The organism is Streptomyces sp. NPDC048424 (genome assembly GCF_040651555.1).
In the GTDB taxonomy this organism is placed as follows: domain Bacteria; phylum Actinomycetota; class Actinomycetes; order Streptomycetales; family Streptomycetaceae; genus Streptomyces.
In genome coordinates this window covers 85800-103589 of the sequence record NZ_JBEZKE010000021.1, presented here as the reverse complement: position 1 = coordinate 103589, position 17790 = coordinate 85800, and the positions used below count along the sequence as shown (strand labels likewise).

The following is a 17790-nucleotide window of genomic DNA, read 5'->3' as shown; positions in this document are numbered from 1 at the left end:
AGGACGGGTGGCTCAGGCGTGGAAGGGGAGCCCGGCATCGGCGGCCAGGTCCAGGTCGTCGCCCTCGGGCGGCGGCAGGAGGGTGGCGGAGCCGTCGCTGACGGGGACCACGCCGAGTTCCAGGAGTTCGGCCATGGCCGCGCTGCCCGCCATGTCGCGGACCTGGAGCTGGTAGCGGGGGGTGGTGCGGTAGGTGCCGCCGGACTCGTCGCCGGTGCGCTGGAGGAAACCGGAGTCGGTGAGGAAGGCGGCGGCCTTGCCGACGATGCCGGTGGTGGAGCCGGCGAGGCGGCGGGCGTCCTTGGTGGCGCCGGTCGCGCTGCGGCGGGAGTAGACGCGCCAGGCGGCTTCCAGGCCGGGGGCGTCGGAGGCCGGGTCGGTGTTCTCGCCGGTCTCCTCGGCGCGCTCCTCCAGGCGGCGGCAGGTCTGCCGGACGAAGGAGTCGACGCCGTTGACGGTGATGCGGCCGATGTAGCCGTCGTCGGCGAGGTCCTCCGGGCGGGGGAAGGCGAGGGCGGCGACGGCGAGGTGGGCCAGGCCGTGCAGGAACCTGTCGGCGGAGTCGGCGGCGGTGCGGCGGGCGTAGTCGCCCATCCGGACGGCGAAGACGGAGTCCTCGCCGGCGGCGACGGCCATGCCGGCGCGCGGGGACACCTCCAGGACGACGAGGCCGAGGCCGGTGGCGACGGCGTCGGCGAGCCGGCCGAAGCCGGGGTCCTCGCGGTAGCGGCGCAGCAGCTCGGCGTACTCGGCGTCGCGGGCGGGGAGCAGCTTGGGCTGCAGCCCGAAGGCGACGAGCCGGGCCGCGTCGGCGGCGTCGGCGGGGGTCACCGCCGGGTTCGCGTGCGCGGCCGCGGCGGGGGCGGGCGTGGCGGGAGCCGCGGGCTCGCTCCACGCGGGGTGCTCGGCGTGGTGGTCGCTCACGGGCGGGTCTCCTCGGCGGTACGGGTGGTTCGGGTGGTACGGAGCGTGCGGCAGAGCCGCGCATGGGATTCGGCCTCGCCGGCGTGGTTGGCGACGCGCGGGCGGCCCGCCGCATCCAGCCTCGCCGGCGTTTGAGGCGCGGGGTCTGGGGCAGCGCCCCTGGGGGCACCCCCGGCGGTAGCTGGCGGAGAAACCCGGCTCCGCCGGGCACCGGGCTCCGCCCGGACCCGCTCCTCAAACGCCGGAGGGGCTGAAAGTGGCGCCGGCGCAGCCGGGTGGCAGGCGGCCACGAGAACCGTTTCCCGCCCGGCCAGGGCAACGGCGGCCGTGGTCATGACGCCTCCGCGCGGTCGGCGGCCATGCCGGCGGCGTCGAGGAGGGCCGTGCCGACGATGAGGTCGGCGCCGCCGAACTCGGGGTCGTCGAGCTGCGTGCCGTCGTCCACCGCGAAGAGCAGCCGCTCCTCCCCCTGCCGGTACGCCGTGCCGACGGCCGGGCTCGCCGCGTGGACGGCCAGCAGGGCCACCAGGTACGGCAGGTCCGGATCGCTGCGGCGGGCCTGTGCGAGGAGCCCGGACAGCCGTCGGGGTGCGTCGTGCGGGAGGTCCAGCAACTCCTTCGCGGCGGCGAGCTGCTCCTCGCTGAAGCGGCTGTCGTCCGGGGTGGCGATGAGGTCCGGCTCCGGCATCTCCGCGCCCAGGTGCTCGCGCTCCACGGGCGGGGTGAGCAGGATCTCGACGAGGTCGCTCACCCGCACCGAGACGGGCGTGCGCAGCCCGGCGCCGGAGGCGAAGAAGGCCGCGGTCACCCGGCTCGCCTGTTCCAGGGGCAGCGGCAGCAGCGGGGCCACGAGCTGCCCGTACAGGTCGATGCCGGAGCGCGGCGCCGGGGCGGCGAAGGCCTGGCGGTCCTGCTCGGCGCGGAACAGCGGGCCCGCGTCCAGCAGCCTGGACTGGAGCTGGGTGTGGCGGCGGATGCAGTCCTTGACGATGTCGACGAGCTCGGCGGCGCGGCGCTTGCTCTCCGGCTCCTCGGCCTCGTCGCGCGCCTTGCGGATGTTGGTCAGGATCGCGTTCTCGTGGCGGTAGCGGTCCGCGACGTGGTCCAGGGCCTCGGCGATCATGTCGGGCACGGCCTGCAGCCAGTCCACCGCCCGTACGTTGCGCCGGGTCGCGTCCAGCGTGCGGCGCAGGGTCTCGGCGTACTGGACGGTCCGGTAGCGGGCCTGTTCGGCGGCCAGCTGGGCGTCCGCCAGCCGCCCGCGGCTGATCAGCACCTCCAGCTTGACCTCGGCGGCGATCTGGGCGCTGGTGACGTCGGTGTCGAGGGCTCCGACCAGGACGTTGACGGCCTCGTCGGTGGTGCGCAGGTAGACGGCGCCGCCGTAGCCGGGGACCTCTTCGATCAGCTTGAAGTCGTAGTCCCGGCGGACGTAGACCCCGTCCGGGCCGAAGGTGCCGTAGATCGCGCGGAAGCCGCGGTCGACGCTGCCGACGTTGATCAGGTTCTCCAGCACCCAGCGGGCCACCCGCTCGTGCTCGGCCGCCGGGCGGGAGGGGGCCTGGGCCGCGACGCGCGGCAGCAGCCTGGCCACTATCTGCTCGTGGTCGGCGCCCGTGTCGAAGTCCATGTTGAGCGTGACCAGGTCGATCGCGGCCAGCGCGACCTCCGCCATCGCGTAGATCCCGTACTCGCCCGCCAGATTGGCTTTGCGTACGTCGAGGTCGTGGAGCGGGGCGGTGCAGGCGAGGGCGCGCAGCCGCCGGGCCAGGCCCTCGTCGGCGGCCGGGCCCGGCGCCGGGGACGGGAGGGTCTTCGCCGGGGCTGGGAGAGTCACGGACAAAGACTAGGTCCTGTTGCTGACAACATCCCAAACGGCATGGTTCGGCCGGATCGTCCCCGGCCGGACCGTGGGACGCCTGCTCTACGCTCAGCGCATGGATTCCATGATCGCATCCTCTTCGGTGGTCGACCTCAACGCCGACCTCGGCGAGGGATTCGGGCGGTGGACGCTCACCGACGACGAGGCCCTGCTCTCCGTCGTCACGAGCGCCAACGTGGCCTGCGGTTTCCACGCCGGCGACCCGTCCATCATGCGCCGGGTGTGCGAACTGGCCGCCGAGCGGGGCGTACGGATCGGCGCGCAGGTCTCCTACCGCGACCTGGCCGGCTTCGGACGGCGCGCGATGGACGTCCCGGCCGCCGAGCTGGCGGACGAGGTGGCCTACCAGATCGGCGCGCTGGAGGTGTTCGCGCGGGCGGCCGGCTCCCGGGTGTCGTACGTGAAACCGCACGGCGCGCTCTACAACCGGACGGTGCACGACGGCGAGCAGGCCGCCGCCGTGGTCGCGGGCGTCCGGCTGGCCGCCGGGTCCGGTGCCACCGGGGGCCTGCCCGTCCTGGGGCTGCCCGGGTCGCTGCTGCTCGCCGCCGCCGGCGAGGCCGGGCTGGCCGCCGTACCGGAGGCCTTCGCCGACCGTGCCTACACGCCCGCCGGGACGCTGGTGCCGCGGACGGAGCCGGGTGCGGTGCTGCACGACCCGGACGCGGTGGTGGCGCGGGCCGTGCGGATGGCCACCGAGCGGACGGTGGCGGCTGCCGACGGGTCCGTGGTCCCGGTGGCCGCGCGTTCGCTGTGCCTGCACGGGGACACCCCGGGGGCGGCCGTGCTCGCGCGGCGGGTCCGGGAGGCGCTGGGCGCGGCCGGGGTCCTTGTGGAGGCCTTCGCGTGAGGACGCTCGTGGTGGGCGGCGAGGCGCTGCTGGTCGAACTGGACTCGGCGGCGGAGGTGGCCGCGCTCCACGCCGAGCTGCTGCGCCGCCGGGCCGCGGGCGAGCTGGGGTCCGTACGGGACCTCGTGCCGGCCGCGCGGACCGTGCTGCTGGACGGCGTACGGGACCCGGCGGCGCTCGGTGCCCGGATCGCGCGGTGGGAGGTGCCCGCGCTCGCGGAGGCGGAGGGGCCGCTGGTCACCGTCCCGGTGCGGTACGACGGCCCGGACCTGGCGGAGGTGGCCCGGCTGTGGGGGGTCGCCCCGCGGGAGGTCCCGGGGATCGTCGGCGCGACCGTCTTCCGGGTGGCCTTCTGCGGTTTCGCGCCGGGCTTCGGATACCTGACGGGGCTGCCGGAGCGGCTCCAGGTCCCCCGCCGGGACACCCCCCGTACGGCCGTCCCGGCGGGCTCGCTGGCGCTGGCCGGCGAGTACGCGGGGGTGTATCCGCGCTCCTCCCCCGGCGGCTGGCAGCTGATCGGCTCCACGGACGCGGTGCTGTGGGACCCGGAGCGGGAACCGGCGGCGCTGTTCGCGCCCGGGGTCCGGGTGCGGTTCACGGAAGGGGACGGCCGTGGCTGAGGGGCTGGTGGTGGTGCGGCCGGGGGCGCTGACGACGGTCCAGGACCGGGGCCGCCCGGGCTACGCGCATCTGGGGGTCCCGCGCTCGGGAGCCCTCGACACGGCGGCGTACGCGCTGGCCAACCGGCTCGTCGGCAACCCGCCGGACGCGGCGGCACTGGAGACGACGCTGGACGGGGTCGGGCTGCGGGCCCTGGCCGCGACCACGGTGGCGGTCACGGGCGCGCCCTGTCCGGTACGGATCTCCGGTCGCCCGGTGGCCTGGGGAGCGCCGGTCCGGCTCCCGGCCGGGGCGGAGCTGGAGGTGGGCCGGGCGGAGTCGGGGCTGCGCGGCTACGTCGCGGTGCGGGGAGGCCTGACCGTCCCGCCGGTCCTGGGCAGTCGCGCCACGGACCTCCTGTCCGGGCTGGGGCCGCCGGTCCTGGCGGCGGGGATGCGGCTGCCGGTGGGCCCGGCCGGGCCGGATCCGGTGCCCGGGGCGGACGTCTGCGGCCTGCCCGGGCCGCCTTCGGAGCTGCTGCTGCCGCTGCGGCCGGGGCCGCGGGCGGACTGGTTCGCGCCGGCTTCGCTGGCCGGGCTGTGGCGTGCGCAGTTCCGGGTGTCGGCGAGGTCCAACCGGATCGGGCTGCGCACGGAGGCGGGGCCGCCGCTGGTCCGCGCCCGGGCGGGCGAGCTGCCGAGCGAGGGCATGGTGCTGGGCGCGGTCCAGGTGCCGCCGGACGGGCTGCCGGTGGTGTTCCTGGCCGACCACCCGGTGACGGGCGGCTACCCGGTGGTGGGCGTGGTCCCGCCGGGCCCGGCCCTGGACGCGGCGGCGCAGGCCCGGCCGGGGACTCCCGTGCGCTTCCTCCGGTCCCGGTGAAACGTTTTCGGGGGCTCCGGCCAAGTACGGAGTGAGGGGGCCGACCGGGTCCCCGACGCAGGGGAGGAACCAGGGTGCGAAGCCCAGGACAGAAGACCGGGCCACCGGATCTCACCACGCACGAGGGATTCGGCGCGTTCTACGAGGAGCACATCGACGCCGTGCTCGGCTTCGTCACCCGCCGGGTCGCCGACCCGCACCTGGCGGCGGACCTGACGGCGGACATCTTCCTCGCGGCGATGGGCTCGGCTTCCGGTTATCGGCCCAACAGGGGAGCGCCGATCGCCTGGTTGTTCGGGATAGCCCGCAACGTCCTGTCGGGCCACGCCCGCGGGCTCGCCCGCGAGAGCGGCGCCCTGGCGCGGCTGAGCGGCCGCCGCCTCCTCGAAGACGAGGACGTCGCGGCCCTGGAGGAACGGATCGACGCCCAGCGGGCCTTCAGGTCCCTGGCGGAACGTCACGCCGCCCTCTCCGAGCCGCTGCGCGCGGCCCTCGACCTCGTGGTCGTCGACGAACTCACCCCGACCGAGGCCGCCCAGGCCCTCGGCGTCACCCAGGCGACCGTCCGCGTCCGCCTCCACCGGGCCCGCCGCGCGCTGCGCGGGACCGGGCCCGCCGCCGTCACCGAACCGCAGTTGGAGGCAGCCCGATGAGCACCAGGCCCAGCGGGTTCGAGGACCGGCTCAAGGCGGCGCTGCTGGCCCGCCTCCCGGAGGAGGCGCCGGCCCCGGCTCCCGTCCGTTCCTTCGCCCGCCGCTACGGCATCCCGCTCGCGGTGGGCGTCGCGACGGCAGCGGTCGTCGCGGTGATGACCCTGGCCGGAGACAGCGGCGGCAACGGCTCGCTGCCCGCCGTCGGTCCGACCGGCTCGCCGAGCCCGGCGGCCCCGGGCGTGCCCGAGATCAAGAAGGACCCGGACGGGTCGCTCCGGTTCGGGCTGCCCGAGCACGATCAGATCCCGGCCCTGGCGGACCGGCTGAAGGAGCTGGGGGTCCAGGTCTCCCTGGTCCCGAAGCGGCCCCGGTCCCAGTGTTCCGAGCTGGGCGGCGGGTACCGCGGTCCACAGGCCGACCCCGCGGCCGAATTGATGCAGGGCAGCGGTGACGCGTTCAGCTTCAAGGTGAACGCGAAGACGGTTCCGCCGGGTCACACGCTCACGTTCGCGTGGGCGGACTACTACCCGCTGGGTGAGCGGGGGATCGGCATCGGCGTGATCGAGACCTCCAAGGTCCCGTCCTGCTCGATCGACTACTCCGAGGGCCTGGAAGAGGCGCTGAAGGCGCGCTCCGAGCCCCCGAAGGACCCCGGCAAGACCATCGAGATCCCCGCGCCCAAGCCCGACGAACTGTCCGCAGTGGTGCGCAGCCTCCAGGAGCAGGGGGTCAGCGTCGCGGTGACCGAGAAGAAGCCGGCGTCGGAGTGCACGCACGTGGGTGGCGGCTACCGGGGCCCGCAGGCCGACCGTGAGGCCGAGCTGTCCCGCGAGCCGGGAAGCTCCACGTTGAAGATCAATTCGAAGACCGTCCCTCCGGGGTACACGCTCGTGTTCTCGAAGCCGGTCAGGTCGTCGGGCCCCGGCGGCACGGTCGGGTACGGCGTGAAGGAGACGTCGAGGGTCACGCCCTGCGAGATCGACTTCTCGCTCGGCGGGTGACGACCTCTTCGCGATGGGCCCCGGACGCCCCGGCCTTCCTCAGGCCGGGGCGTCCGCGCGTCCGCGACCCGCTACACGGCGGACTCCGGAGCGATCCGGCTGCGTACGGCCGACTGCACGTCCTCTTCCTCGGCCGGGTCCGTCGCCAGGCGGCGCAGCCGGGGTGCGACCCGGGCGTCGGCGGTTTCGGCGTGGTGGGCCGCCACCTCGCGGGTGGTCTCCTCGCAGTCCCAGAGGCATTCGACGGCGAAGCCCGCCGCGAAGGAGGGGTCCGTGCTGGCGAGGGCCCGCGCGGCCCGGCCGCGCAGGTGGGACGAGGCCGTCTCGCGGTAGATGTGGCGCAGTACGGGGGCGGCGCAGCCGATGGCGAGGCGGCCGGCGCCGTCCACGAGGGCGTAGAGCTGCCGGGTGTCGGGGCCCGAGCCGCGGACCGTGGAGCGCAGGGCGCCGAGGACCAGTTCCGCGTCCTCGGCTCCGCCGCGGGCGGCCAGGGTGGCCGCGGCGGCCGCGCCCAGGGCGTCGGGGCGGTGGATCCAGCGCCGGGCCCGTTCGACGGCCTCGGGGCCGCACATGCGTTCGTAGGCGGCCACGGCGGGTTCGTCGGCGGCGGCTTCGATGAGGTCCAGCACGGCGGGGTTGTCCGGCTCGGCGAGGACCAGGTGGTGCAGGGCGGTGGCGCGGGCGGCCTCGCCGGAGGCGCCGGCGGCGGCCGCGAGGATCGCGGAGCGGTCCTCGGGCGCGGCGACGGCGGCCAGGCAGCGCGCGGCGGGTACGTGCAGCGGGGTGCCGCGGCGCAGGCCGTCGGCGGCCCAGTCGAAGACGGCCTGGACTCCCCAGCCGGGCCGGGGGCCGCTGGGGGTCAGCTGGCGCTGCCAGCGGTCGAAGGAGCCCTGCTGGCGGGCGGCGCGCAGGCGCTCGCCGTGCTGCGGGGTCTCCTCCCACAGGCACCACGGCCGGGGCTCGTAGGCGTCGCGGACGGCGGCGGCCAGCCGCGCCTCGCCCTCCGCCGTGGCGGGGAATCTGGCGAGGACCGGCGTGGCCAGGGACCGCAGGCCTTCGTCGTCGTCGCGCAGGGCGAGTTCGTCGAGGGCCCAGGCCCAGTTCGCCCCGGAGGCGGCGTACCGGCGCAGCAGCATGAGCGCGTCGTCACGGCCGTACGAGGCCAGGTGGCCCAGGACGGACAGGGCGAGGCCGGTCCGGTGGTCCTCTTCGTCGACGAGGTCGTCGGCGCTGAAGAGGTGGTGCTCGATCTCGCCCAGCGGACCGTCGAGGTCCAGGTAGAGCCGGGCGTAGTACAAGGAGCGGTTCTCGACCTGCCAGTCCTGGCGCGGGTCGCGGAGCACGCACTGGTTGAGGGCCTCGAGGGCCTCCGCCCTGGGTGCCGCGAGTGCGTGCAGCGTGCCGTCGCCACGGCCGCGCTGGAGGAGCCCGAGCAGGGTACCGCTCGGTGCTATGACTGGTTCGAACATGGGAATGGCCTCAAATCAAGCTGGGGACGCAACCGGGAATCGGGATTCACAGGGCCGCGTAACAGCATGTGAGGACGTCCGCCGTCATGTTCCGCTCGATGTAGACCATTGCCTTCTCACTCTCGTCAGTTCTTCGTGACCATGGTGGCCGGGCCGGGCCGGGACACCCTTCGTGTCCTACCCGCTCCGGCCCGCCCCCCGTGCTCGCGAATCGAATCCGACGCCATGATGGCCCAGGCGGTTTGTGCACCGCGACCACATTTACGGCCGCCGTGACCAACCTGTGAGGTCGGGAACCGGCCGGGCCCGGCCAGATCCGAGCCAAAAACGGACTACTCGGCTCCGAAAAGTTCCAGCAGGTCGGCCTTGGCGAACATGCGCGCCGTGTCCACGGCGGAGGGGGTTCCGGCCGTCGGATCGGCCCCGCCGGCGAGCAGGGCGCGGATGACGGCCTCCTCGCCCTTGAAGACCGCCCCGGCGAGCGGGGTCTGGCCGCGGTCGTTGGCGCGGTCGGCCTCGGCGCCCCGGGCCAGCAGGGCCGACACGGCGTCGGCGTGGCCGTGGTAGGCGGCGAGCATGACGAGGGTGTCGCCGCGGTCGTTGGTGAGGTTCGCCGGGACCCCGGCGTCGAGGTAGGCGGTGAGCGTCTCGGTCTCACCCTGACGGGCGAGGTCGAAGATCTTGGTGGCCAGTTCGATGACGTCCTCGTCGGGGACGTCCTGGGAGCCGGCGCCTTCCGCGGCGTGCTCGCTCATCGTTCGTTACCGCCTTTCACTCGTTGCTGACATGGTCCGCCCCGCGGCCCCGTCCCCAGGACGGGCGGGCAGGGGGGTGCACGGCACTGCGTCCGTACGGGTGAATCGTCAGGGTAGCGCCCTGGCCTGCACATGTCCGGGTCGGGCCGAGGCAAGGATCACCCTCGCCCCCCGGTGCGCCGGACGCGCCAGCCGGGCTGAGCCGGTCAAGTGAAAAACTCGGAGATTCACCCGTATGCACCTTTTGTCGCATTGATACTTGCTGTGAGCCTGGAAGAACTGATGGTGACTGTCCCCACCAACCAGGAGAACTCCTCATGGTCCTGTCCATCTCAGGCGTGGTCCTGCTCGGCATCATCTGCTTCCTCTTCTTCAAGAAGGACGGGATGAAGCTGACGCACGCGTTCGTCTGCTCGCTCTTCGGCTTCTTCCTCGCCGGCTCCGCCATCGCCCCGAGCATCACGGCGAGCACGGCGAGCCTCGCGAGCCTGCTCGGCGGGATCAAGCTCTAGCCCGGCCATCGCGCAGCGCCACCAGCAACACCCGAAGCACCCGTCACACCCACAACTCCAGGAGACGCCCGTGGCCCGGCGCCCACTTCCCCGCATCCTCAGCAGCGGCACCGTGTCGCTGTCCCGGGGCCGCGACTTCGCTCGCACGGCCGCCGACACCGCCACGGACGTCCTCCATCCGCTCCTCACCATCGGACGCGGCCTGCGCGTCCTGGCCTCGGCCGGGCGGCGCAGATGGTGCGAGACCCCCAAGGACAAGCGTGGTCCCGCGCTGTTCCTGGGAGCCGCCTGCGTCCTCGTGGTCGCGCTCGTCCCCTACGGTCCGCTCCTCGCCCTGATCACCCTCATGGCGGCCGCGGCCTGGCAGGGACGCGACCGCACCCCGGTGAAGACCGGGCCCAGCGATGCCGAGACCGAACGGCTCGGCTCCCTCTACGAAGCCCTCGTGCCGTACTTCTCCATCCCGGAGGACCCGAACCCCCTCTTCGCCCACGGCGGGGACTGGGACAAGGCCTTCAGCGGCTACGAGTTCGACGAGGCGGGCCGCATCACCCGGCTCCACATCCGCTACCCGGCCTACTTCACCGACGGCGAGGCCGCCTCACGGGCCCGGATCGAGGCACTGCTGCACGCCAAGTCCGGGCGCGGACGGGAGTATCTCTTCGACTGGGACGAGGAGGGCAACCAGCTCGACCTGAGCGTGCTGGCGGCGCTGCCGACGGGCATCGCCGCGCAGCCGTTCGTCACCGCGCCCGGCGAGACCGTGCTCGGCTTCACCGACGCGGGCGGCGTGCAGCGCACCCTGCCCGTCCTGGAGGGCGACGAGCCCCGCGACGTGCCGCCGGTGATCTGGCGCACCGGGCCCCGCTCCACCGAGCCCCACCTGCTGGCCGTCGGCCAGCCCGGCAGCGGCACCTCCACCCTGATCCGCTCCGTCGCCGTGCAGGCCCTGCGGCACGGCGGCGACGTGCTGATCGTCGACGGCGGCGGCAGCGGCGAGTACGCCTGCCTCTCGGGCCGCGCCGGCGTCCTCGCCGTGGAGTGCGGGCCGACCGGGGCGCAGGCCACCCTGGAGTGGGCCGCGCAGGAGACCGAGCGACGGCTCATCGCCAGCCACCGGGCCCGGGAGTCCGGCCGGCCGGCGCCCGAGGACACCCGGCGCCCGCTGTGGATCCTGCTGGACCAGCCGAGCGTGCTGGCCCACCTCGCGGTCGCCGAAGGGGGCCCCGACCCGCTGGCCCAGTTGCAGGTGCCGCTGCGGCACGGGCGGCCCGCGCACGTCACGGTGGTGGTGGCCGAGCACTTCGACCACCTGGAACTGCTGAACGACTCCGTCTGGCAGCACACCCGCGCCCGGATCGTCCTCGGGCCCGCCGGGATCCAGCAGATCGCCGACGTGCTGGGGCTGCCGCCGCACACCACCCCGCCGGCCCAGGTGCCGCCCGGGCGCGGGTACGCCCGGCTCGGCGCGGGTCCCGTGCACCGGCTGCAGGTGCCCGCCACCCCGGACCCGTACGACGAGGCCACGCACCCGGCGTACCGCCAGGCCGTGCTCGAGCTGCTGCCGGACCGCCAGCAGGCTCCGGGCCGCGGACCGGGCAAGTCCCTCCAGGCGCAGCCCCCGGCGCAGGGCTCGGCCGTCGAGGCCGCGGAGATCCCGGAGGTCCCGGCCGAGGCTCCGTAGGCCGGTCGCGACGGGCCAGGCGGGTCAGGCGGGTCAGGCGGGTCAGGCGGGTCAGGCCACGAACGTGCGCGGCGGCTCCGCGCCGCTGCTGCCGGCGCCCGTGCCGACCAGCCGGGCCGCCGCCGCGAGGCGGGAGGCGGCCTCCTCGGCCACCGGCCCGCCCACGGTGAACGGCAGCCGGACATAGCCCTCGAAGGCGCCGTCCACGCCGAACCGCGGCCCCGAGGGGACCCGTACGCCGACCCGCTCCCCCACCTCGGCCAGCCGGGACCCGGACAGGCCCCCCGCACGGGCCCACAGGGTGAGCCCGCCCCGCGGAACCTCGAACTCCCAGTCCGGCAGCTCCCGGCGGACCGCCGCGACCAGCGCGTCGCGGTTCTCCCGGGCCTGCTCGCGGCGGATCCCCACGGCCTCCCGCCAGCCCCCGGTGCGCATCAGCCAGTTCACCGCGAGCTGTTCCAGCACGGGCGTGCCCAGGTCGGCGTAGGCGCGGGCGGCGACCAGGCTGCGGATCACGTCGGGGGCGGCGCGGACCCAGCCGATCCGCATGCCCGCCCAGAACGCCTTGCTGGCGGAGCCCACGGTGATGACCGTGCTGCCGGCGGGGTCGAAGGAGCAGACCGGGCGGGGCATCTCCAGGTCCGGGTCCAGCTGGAGTTCCTGCATGGTCTCGTCGGCCACGAGGACGGTGCCGGCCGAGCGGGCGGCCGCCACCATGGCGCGGCGCTGCTCGTCGGAGGCCAGGGCCCCGGTCGGGTTGTGGAAGTCGGCCACGACGTAGGCGAGGCGGGGGGCCGAGTCGCGCAGCACCTGCCGCCAGACGTCCATGTCCCAGCCGCCCAGCCCGTCCGCCATGGCGACGGGGACCAGGCGCACCCCGGCGGCGCGCATGAGCTGGAGGATGTTGGCGTAGGACGGCGACTCGACGGCGATCCGCTCCCCGCGCCCGGCGAAGAGGCTGCAGATGGCGTCGATCGCGCCCATCGCGCCGGTGGTGACCATGATCTGCTCGGGCATGGTGGGGATGCCCTGCTCGGTGTAGCGGTCGGCGAGCATCCGGCGCAGCGCGGGCAGGCCGGCCGGGTAGTCGCCGTGGGTGTGCGCGTACGGGGGCAGCTCCTCCAGCGCGCCCTGGACGGCCTTGGTGAGCCAGGGCTCGGGGGCGGGGAGGGCAGCGCAGCCGAGGTCGATCATCGAACCGAGGGACTCGGGCGGCAGCGGTTCCAGTCCGCGCGCGGGCAGCGGGTTCCCGGCCGGTACGGAGGTCCAGCTGCCGGCGCCCCGGCGGGACTCCAGGAACCCCTCCCCGCGCAGGGCCTCGTAGGCGGCGGCGACGGTGGTGCGGCTGAGGGAGAGGGCGACCGCGAGCTCCCGCTCGGCGGGGAGCCGGGCGGCGACCGGGACGCGGCCTTCGAGGACGAGGAGGCGGATGCCGTCGGCGAGGGTGCGGTACGCGGGCAGTTTGCGGGCGCCGGGGACGGCGGGGCGCTCCTGCTGCGAGGTGATGAGGCGGGCGAGCTGGGCGGCGCCGACCGCCGAGGTCCATTCGGCCATTGCGTCCGGTCCACCTTCGTCGGATTGGCCTCGACGGCGGGCGCCGGAGGCCGGGATTGGATTGATGCCTGCGGGCCCAGACTGTCACGCGCCAGTCCACTTCCACCAGGGGGCTCCGCACCTGGGGCCGGCCGAGGGACCGGAGGGGCGCCGGATCGACCTTCCCCGTGTCCGCCGCCGTGTCCCCCGTTCACCTCACGGACCACCGTCCCCTCACGTCACGGGGGATACTGCCGCCGTGACGCACGTACGCCTTCGCCATCCGTATCTGGACCACCCGGCTCCGATCCCCTTCGCGCACCGGGGAGGTGCCGCGGACGGGCTGGAGAACACCGCCGCGGCCTTCCGCCGGGCCGCCGAAGCGGGCTACCGGTACTTCGAGACCGATGTGCACGCCACGGCCGACGGGAAACTCGTCGCCTTCCACGACTCCACGCTGGACCGGGTCACCGACGGCCGGGGCCGGATCGCCGAGCTGCCCTGGAAGCAGGTCCGCGAGGTGCGCGTGGCGGGCACCGAGCCCCTGCCGCTCTTCGAGGAGCTGCTGGAGGAGTTCCCGGACGCCCGCTGGAACATCGACGTCAAGGCCGAGTCGGCCCTGCACCCGCTGGTCAACCTGATCGCGCGGACCGGGATCTGGGACCGGGTCTGCGTGGGTTCCTTCTCCGAGAGCCGGGTGGCCCGCGCCCAGCGGATCGCCGGCCCCCGGCTGGCGACCTCGTACGGCGTACGCGGGGTGGTGGGCCTGCGGCTGCGCTCGTACGCGATCCCGGCGGCGCTGCGCGTGGGCGCGGTGGCGGCCCAGGTGCCGGAGACCCAGGCGGGCATCCGGGTGGTCGACCGGCGCTTCGTGCGGACCGCGCACGAGCGGGGTCTGCAGGTCCACGTGTGGACCGTGAACGAACCGGAACGGATGGAGGCTCTCCTCGACCTGGGAGTCGATGGCATCATGACCGACCGGATCGACATCTTGCGCACGGTGCTGGACCGGCGCGGGGCCTGGGCCTGACACGCTCCTCGGCCGCCGCGCGGGCCCGATGGCCGCTGCGGTACGGGGACCAGTGAGGGGGACACCAGGTGAGCGCGGAAGACAGCAGGACGACCGAGGAAGCGGAACCAGCGGAACCGGGAGCCGAGGACGGCAGATCGGGAGCGCCGGGCGCGGAGGTCGCGGCCGGGGCCGCCGCGCGCAAGCGCGAGCAGCACGGCTGGTACTTCTACGACTTCGCCGTGTCGGTGTACTCGGCGAGCGTGCTCACCGTGTTCCTCGGGCCGTACCTGACCTCGGTGGCCAAGGCCGCCGCGGACGCCGAGGGCTTCGTGCACCCGCTGGGCATCCCGGTGCGGGCGGGGTCCTTCTTCGCGTACTCGGTGTCGGCCTCGGTGATCCTGGCCGTGCTGCTCATGCCGCTGGTGGGCGCCGCGGCGGACCGGACGGGGCGCAAGAAGCCGCTGCTGGCGGTGGCCGCGTACACGGGCGCCGCGGCGACGGCCGGGATGTTCTTCCTGGGCGGTGAGCGCTACCTGCTGGGCGGGCTGCTGCTCATCGTGGCGAACGCCTCGCTGTCCGTCTCGATGGTGCTCTACAACGCCTACCTGCCGCAGATCTCCACGCCGGACGAGCGGGACACCGTCTCCTCGCGGGGCTGGGCCTTCGGTTACACCGCGGGCTCCGTGATGCTCGTGCTGAACCTGGTGCTCTACATGGGCCACGACTCCTTCGGGCTCACCGAGGGCATGGCGGTACGGATCTGCCTGGCCTCGGCTGGCCTGTGGTGGGGGGCCTTCGCCCTGATCCCGTTGCGCCGGCTGCGGGACCGGGCCGTGGTGCGCGAGCCGGGGGCCGGGCCGGCGGTCAGCGGCTGGAAGCAGCTCGTCGCCACCCTGAAGGACATGCGGCGCTATCCGCTGACGCTGTCGTTCCTGCTGGCGTACCTGATCTACAACGACGGCGTGCAGACGGTGATCTCCCAGGCCTCCATCTACGGATCGGAGGAGCTGGAGCTGGACCAGTCCACGCTCATCGGGGCGGTGCTGCTGGTGCAGGTCCTGGCGGTGGGCGGGGCCCTGGGGATGGGCCGCCTCGCGCGCACCTACGGCGCCAAGCGGACGATCCTGGGCTCGCTGGCCGCGTGGGGCGTGACGCTCGCGGTCGGATACTTCCTGCCGGCCCGGACCCCGGTGTGGTTCTTCGCGCTCGCCGCGATGATCGGGCTGGTGCTGGGCGGCAGCCAGGCGCTGTCGCGCTCGCTCTTCTCGCACCTGGTGCCGGCGGGCAAGGAGGCCGAGTACTTCTCGGCGTACGAGATGAGCGACCGGGGGCTGAGCTGGGTGGGACCGCTCGTCTTCGGCCTGACCTACCAGCTCACGGGCAGCTACCGGGACGCGATCATCTCGCTGGTGGCCTTCTTCGCACTGGGATTCGTGCTCCTGGCGAGAGTGCCGGTGCGGCGCGCGGTGGAGGCGGCAGGCAATCCTGTACCGGAGCGGATCTGAGAGCGGGTCCGCGAGTGCGCACGGCCCGGATCCGCGAACGAATTCCGAACGAATTTAGACGTTGAAGCAAAGGGCCGGTAGTGTACGCCTTTGGCCTGCCAGGCGGACCGTTACTGCGCGCTCAAGAAGCGTGGACGTTGGGTGACATCTGCTGCCAGATGTGACAAAACGGGCATTGGTGGGTACAACAAGGGGCGGCACGACGGGCGACGCACGACCCGGAGCGGGAATCTATACCGCCGACCGGACGTTGACCGGATGACGACGACAGCGACACCTGTCCTGTGGGCGACAAAGCCCGGGAGGCACGATTCATGAGTGAGCGAGCTCTCCGCGGTACGCGCCTCGTGGTTACCAGCTACGAGACGGACCGCGGCATCGATCTGGCCCCGCGCCAGGCGGTGGAGTACGCATGCCAGAACGGACATCGATTTGAGATGCCGTTCTCGGTTGAGGCAGAAATTCCGCCGGAGTGGGAGTGCAAGGCGTGCGGCGCCATGGCACTCCTGGTGGACGGGGACGGGCCCGAAGAGAAGAAGGGCAAGCCTGCGCGAACGCACTGGGACATGCTCATGGAGCGACGCACCCGCGAGGAGCTGGAGGAAGTGCTGGCCGAAAGGCTGGCGGTCCTGCGTTCCGGCGCCATGAACATTGCCGTGCATCCGCGGGACAGCCGCAAGTCCGCCTGACAGCCGGACGGATACACAAGCCGAGGGGCCCCGCCACACTGTGTGGCGGGGCCCCTCGGCTTTCTCGTGCGCGGTGCCCGGTGCCGGCGGCACCGGGCGGCGGTCCTACGGGGTCAGGGGCGGGCGGTGGCCCGCCTCCGGGCCGGCCGGCCCCTCGGGCCGGTCCTCGCGGATGACCTCGCCCTGTACGACCTTGCCGTCGGGGTAGTGGATGCGGGCCTGCTGGAAGGCGTCGCCGAAGCTCCCGGCCGGGGCCGAGGCCATCTTGCGCTCCAGCGAGCGGGTCGCACGGCGGCCGATCCAGGCCCGGACGGGCGGGAGCAGGAGGAACAGGCCCGCCACGTCGGAGAGCAGCCCCGGCATCATCAGGAGCAGGCCCGCCAGCATGGTGAGGCCGTTGCCCTGGCCGGGCTGCTGCGGGGCGGGCTCGCGCCCCTGCTGGGCCTGTTGGAAGGTGTCCGACAGGTTCTTGAAGGCGCGCCGCCCGGCGCGCTTGATGACCACCGCGCCCAGGACGATGCCGCCCGCCAGCAGCGCGGCCACGGCGAGCCCGCCGGCCACGTCCGCGACCACCGTGAGCAGCCAGATCTCCAGGATCAGCCAGGCGGCGATGGCCAGCGGGAGGAAGGTTCGGGCGGGCGAACGCCGCCGGGGGGCCGTGGAAATACCGGTCGTCATACACCCAGTGTGCCTGGGGTCGCGTAAAAGCGGCCTCAGCCGGAGGTACCGGACATCCCTTAGGGGCTACTGCTTGTCGCCGTCCTTGCCCAGCAGCCTGGCCGCCTGGGCCTTGAGGCCCCACTGGGTGACCCGCCACAGGGCCTCGACCACGATGTCCTTGCTCATCTTGCTGTCGCCGAACTCGCGCTCGACGAACGTGATGGGCACCTCCACCACACGGAAACCCTTCTGCACCGCCCTGCGGGCCAGGTCGACCTGGAAGCAGTAGCCCGCGGAGGCCACCTCGTCCAGGCCCAGGCCCTCCAGGGTCTCGCGGCGGAAGGCGCGGTAGCCGCCGGTCACGTCGCGGATCGGGACGTTCAGCATCAGCCGCGAGTACGTCGAACCGCCGCGCGAGAGGATCTCCCGGCTCTTGGGCCAGTTGACGACGCGGCCGCCCGGCACCCAGCGGGAGCCGAGGACCAGGTCGGCGCCGGCCAGTGCGGTGAGCAGGCGGGGCAGCTCCTCCGGCTGGTGGGAACCGTCGGCGTCCATCTCGACGATCACTCCGTAGCCGGCGTCCAGGGCCCAGAGGAAGCCCGCCAGGTAGGCGGCGCCGAGCCCCTCCTTGCCCTTGCGGTGCAGCACGTGCACGTGGTCGTCGCCGATCGCGAGCTCGTCGGCGAGCTTGCCGGTGCCGTCGGGGCTGTTGTCGTCGGCGACCAGGATGTGGGCCTCGGGCACCGCCGCGCGGACGCGGCCGACGATCAGCCCGATGTTCTCCGCCTCGTTGTAGGTCGGAATGATCACCAAGGCCGTACCGAGCGGCCCGTAGGTCCGCTGTCCGCCGTCGCTCACTGAGTCCCCTTTTGTGCTCTTGCACGTCCTGTACGTCTGGTCGCAGAGGATGACTTTAGAACAGTGATCGGGGCCCGCGGTCCTTCGGGCCGGTCAGACGCCCGCTGGCTGCGGGCCGCCGTGACCGTTGTCTACTGGACCGCAGGGCCCCGACCCGGGGCCACCCTCCCCCAGCTACCACTGGGGGTGCCCCCACCGGCGAAACCTTCCCTCGCCCCCGAGGCGCGGGCGCGCTGAGCAGACGGGTCCGTCCGGCACGGACGTCCTGTGGTGGACCCGGCCGAACTTATCCGGGTCCGACCGCCGGTACCGAACCGAGGC

General features: G+C 73.9%; 17 protein-coding genes. 10 read left to right on the top strand and 7 right to left on the bottom strand.

From position 1 onward, the window contains the following. Positions 1-12: 12 nt before the first annotated feature. Complete coding sequence (locus AB0D29_RS26885) at positions 13-924, bottom strand: hypothetical protein (RefSeq protein WP_362857713.1); 912 nt, start codon at positions 922-924, stop codon at positions 13-15. Between the two features lie 331 nt (positions 925-1255). Continuing rightward, positions 1256-2761, bottom strand: a complete 1506-nt coding sequence (locus AB0D29_RS26880; protein WP_362857711.1) for a hypothetical protein — start codon at positions 2759-2761, stop codon at positions 1256-1258. Positions 2762-2888: 127 nt separating this feature from the next. On the opposite strand from AB0D29_RS26880, the gene AB0D29_RS26875 reads away from it, so the two are divergent. The 5 genes from AB0D29_RS26875 (at position 2889) to AB0D29_RS26855 (ending at position 6792) form a co-directional block, all read left to right on the top strand. After that, positions 2889-3656 (top strand): 5-oxoprolinase subunit PxpA, encoded by a 768-nt coding sequence (locus AB0D29_RS26875; RefSeq protein WP_362857740.1) that lies wholly within the window; start codon positions 2889-2891, stop codon positions 3654-3656. Then, entirely contained in the window at positions 3653-4276 is a 624-nt protein-coding gene (locus tag AB0D29_RS26870; RefSeq protein WP_362857709.1) for an allophanate hydrolase subunit 1, read from the top strand. The genes AB0D29_RS26875 and AB0D29_RS26870 overlap by 4 nt, the downstream gene beginning before the upstream one ends. Beyond that, complete coding sequence (locus AB0D29_RS26865; RefSeq protein ID WP_362857707.1) at positions 4269-5138, top strand: biotin-dependent carboxyltransferase family protein; 870 nt, start codon at positions 4269-4271, stop codon at positions 5136-5138. Before AB0D29_RS26870 ends, AB0D29_RS26865 begins: the two co-directional genes overlap by 8 nt. A gap of 74 nt (positions 5139-5212) precedes the next feature. Continuing rightward, entirely contained in the window at positions 5213-5791 is a 579-nt protein-coding gene (locus AB0D29_RS26860) for an RNA polymerase sigma factor (RefSeq protein ID WP_362857705.1), read from the top strand. After that, positions 5788-6792: a hypothetical protein gene (locus AB0D29_RS26855; RefSeq protein WP_362857704.1), complete on the top strand. Its 1005-nt coding sequence runs from the start codon at positions 5788-5790 to the stop codon at positions 6790-6792. The genes AB0D29_RS26860 and AB0D29_RS26855 overlap by 4 nt, the downstream gene beginning before the upstream one ends. 71 nt (positions 6793-6863) lie before the next feature. On the opposite strand, the gene AB0D29_RS26850 is transcribed toward AB0D29_RS26855, so the two are convergent. Both AB0D29_RS26850 and AB0D29_RS26845 read right to left on the bottom strand, forming a co-directional pair. Next, positions 6864-8261, bottom strand: a complete 1398-nt coding sequence (locus tag AB0D29_RS26850) for a HEAT repeat domain-containing protein (protein ID WP_362857703.1) — start codon at positions 8259-8261, stop codon at positions 6864-6866. A gap of 332 nt (positions 8262-8593) precedes the next feature. Continuing rightward, complete coding sequence (locus AB0D29_RS26845; protein ID WP_362812437.1) at positions 8594-9016, bottom strand: ankyrin repeat domain-containing protein; 423 nt, start codon at positions 9014-9016, stop codon at positions 8594-8596. 317 nt (positions 9017-9333) lie between these two features. Between AB0D29_RS26845 and AB0D29_RS26840 the strand changes: the two genes are divergently transcribed. Then, a complete protein-coding gene (locus AB0D29_RS26840; RefSeq protein ID WP_030031218.1) occupies positions 9334-9528 on the top strand; it encodes a hypothetical protein in 195 nt (64 codons plus the stop codon). A 70-nt stretch (positions 9529-9598) separates the two neighbouring features. Then, positions 9599-11212, top strand: coding sequence for an ATP-binding protein (locus tag AB0D29_RS26835; protein ID WP_362857701.1), 1614 nt, complete (start codon positions 9599-9601; stop codon positions 11210-11212). Between the two features lie 51 nt (positions 11213-11263). Here the strand turns inward: AB0D29_RS26835 and AB0D29_RS26830 are convergent, their stop codons facing one another. Beyond that, complete coding sequence (locus tag AB0D29_RS26830; RefSeq protein WP_362857699.1) at positions 11264-12766, bottom strand: PLP-dependent aminotransferase family protein; 1503 nt, start codon at positions 12764-12766, stop codon at positions 11264-11266. A 238-nt stretch (positions 12767-13004) separates the two neighbouring features. On the opposite strand from AB0D29_RS26830, the gene AB0D29_RS26825 reads away from it, so the two are divergent. From AB0D29_RS26825 to AB0D29_RS26815, 3 genes are all read left to right on the top strand, one after another. Beyond that, entirely contained in the window at positions 13005-13775 is a 771-nt protein-coding gene (locus AB0D29_RS26825) for a glycerophosphodiester phosphodiesterase family protein (RefSeq protein WP_362857698.1), read from the top strand. Positions 13776-13843: 68 nt separating this feature from the next. Then, positions 13844-15262 (top strand): MFS transporter, encoded by a 1419-nt coding sequence (locus tag AB0D29_RS26820; RefSeq protein WP_362857696.1) that lies wholly within the window; start codon positions 13844-13846, stop codon positions 15260-15262. 314 nt (positions 15263-15576) lie between these two features. Then, positions 15577-15951 (top strand): RNA polymerase-binding protein RbpA, encoded by a 375-nt coding sequence (locus AB0D29_RS26815; RefSeq protein ID WP_007262928.1) that lies wholly within the window; start codon positions 15577-15579, stop codon positions 15949-15951. Between the two features lie 105 nt (positions 15952-16056). On the opposite strand, the gene fxsA is transcribed toward AB0D29_RS26815, so the two are convergent. Further along, positions 16057-16629: an FxsA family membrane protein gene (gene fxsA / locus AB0D29_RS26810; RefSeq protein ID WP_362857694.1), complete on the bottom strand. Its 573-nt coding sequence runs from the start codon at positions 16627-16629 to the stop codon at positions 16057-16059. Between the two features lie 66 nt (positions 16630-16695). Beyond that, positions 16696-17469, bottom strand: a complete 774-nt coding sequence (locus AB0D29_RS26805) for a polyprenol monophosphomannose synthase (protein ID WP_362857692.1) — start codon at positions 17467-17469, stop codon at positions 16696-16698. Positions 17470-17790 lie beyond the last annotated feature (321 nt).

Excerpts from the sequence above, each read along its gene's own strand:
- AB0D29_RS26855 (WP_362857704.1), top strand. The coding sequence starts at position 5,788 with ATGAGCACCAGGCCCAGCGGGTTCGAGGACCGGCTCAAGGCGGCGCTG.
- AB0D29_RS26850 (WP_362857703.1), bottom strand. The coding sequence starts at position 8,261 with ATGTTCGAACCAGTCATAGCACCGAGCGGTACCCTGCTCGGGCTCCTC.
- AB0D29_RS26845 (WP_362812437.1), bottom strand. The coding sequence starts at position 9,016 with ATGAGCGAGCACGCCGCGGAAGGCGCCGGCTCCCAGGACGTCCCCGAC.
- AB0D29_RS26840 (WP_030031218.1), top strand. The coding sequence starts at position 9,334 with ATGGTCCTGTCCATCTCAGGCGTGGTCCTGCTCGGCATCATCTGCTTC.
- AB0D29_RS26830 (WP_362857699.1), bottom strand. The coding sequence starts at position 12,766 with ATGGCCGAATGGACCTCGGCGGTCGGCGCCGCCCAGCTCGCCCGCCTC.
- AB0D29_RS26815 (WP_007262928.1), top strand. The coding sequence starts at position 15,577 with ATGAGTGAGCGAGCTCTCCGCGGTACGCGCCTCGTGGTTACCAGCTAC.
- fxsA (WP_362857694.1), bottom strand. The coding sequence starts at position 16,629 with ATGACGACCGGTATTTCCACGGCCCCCCGGCGGCGTTCGCCCGCCCGA.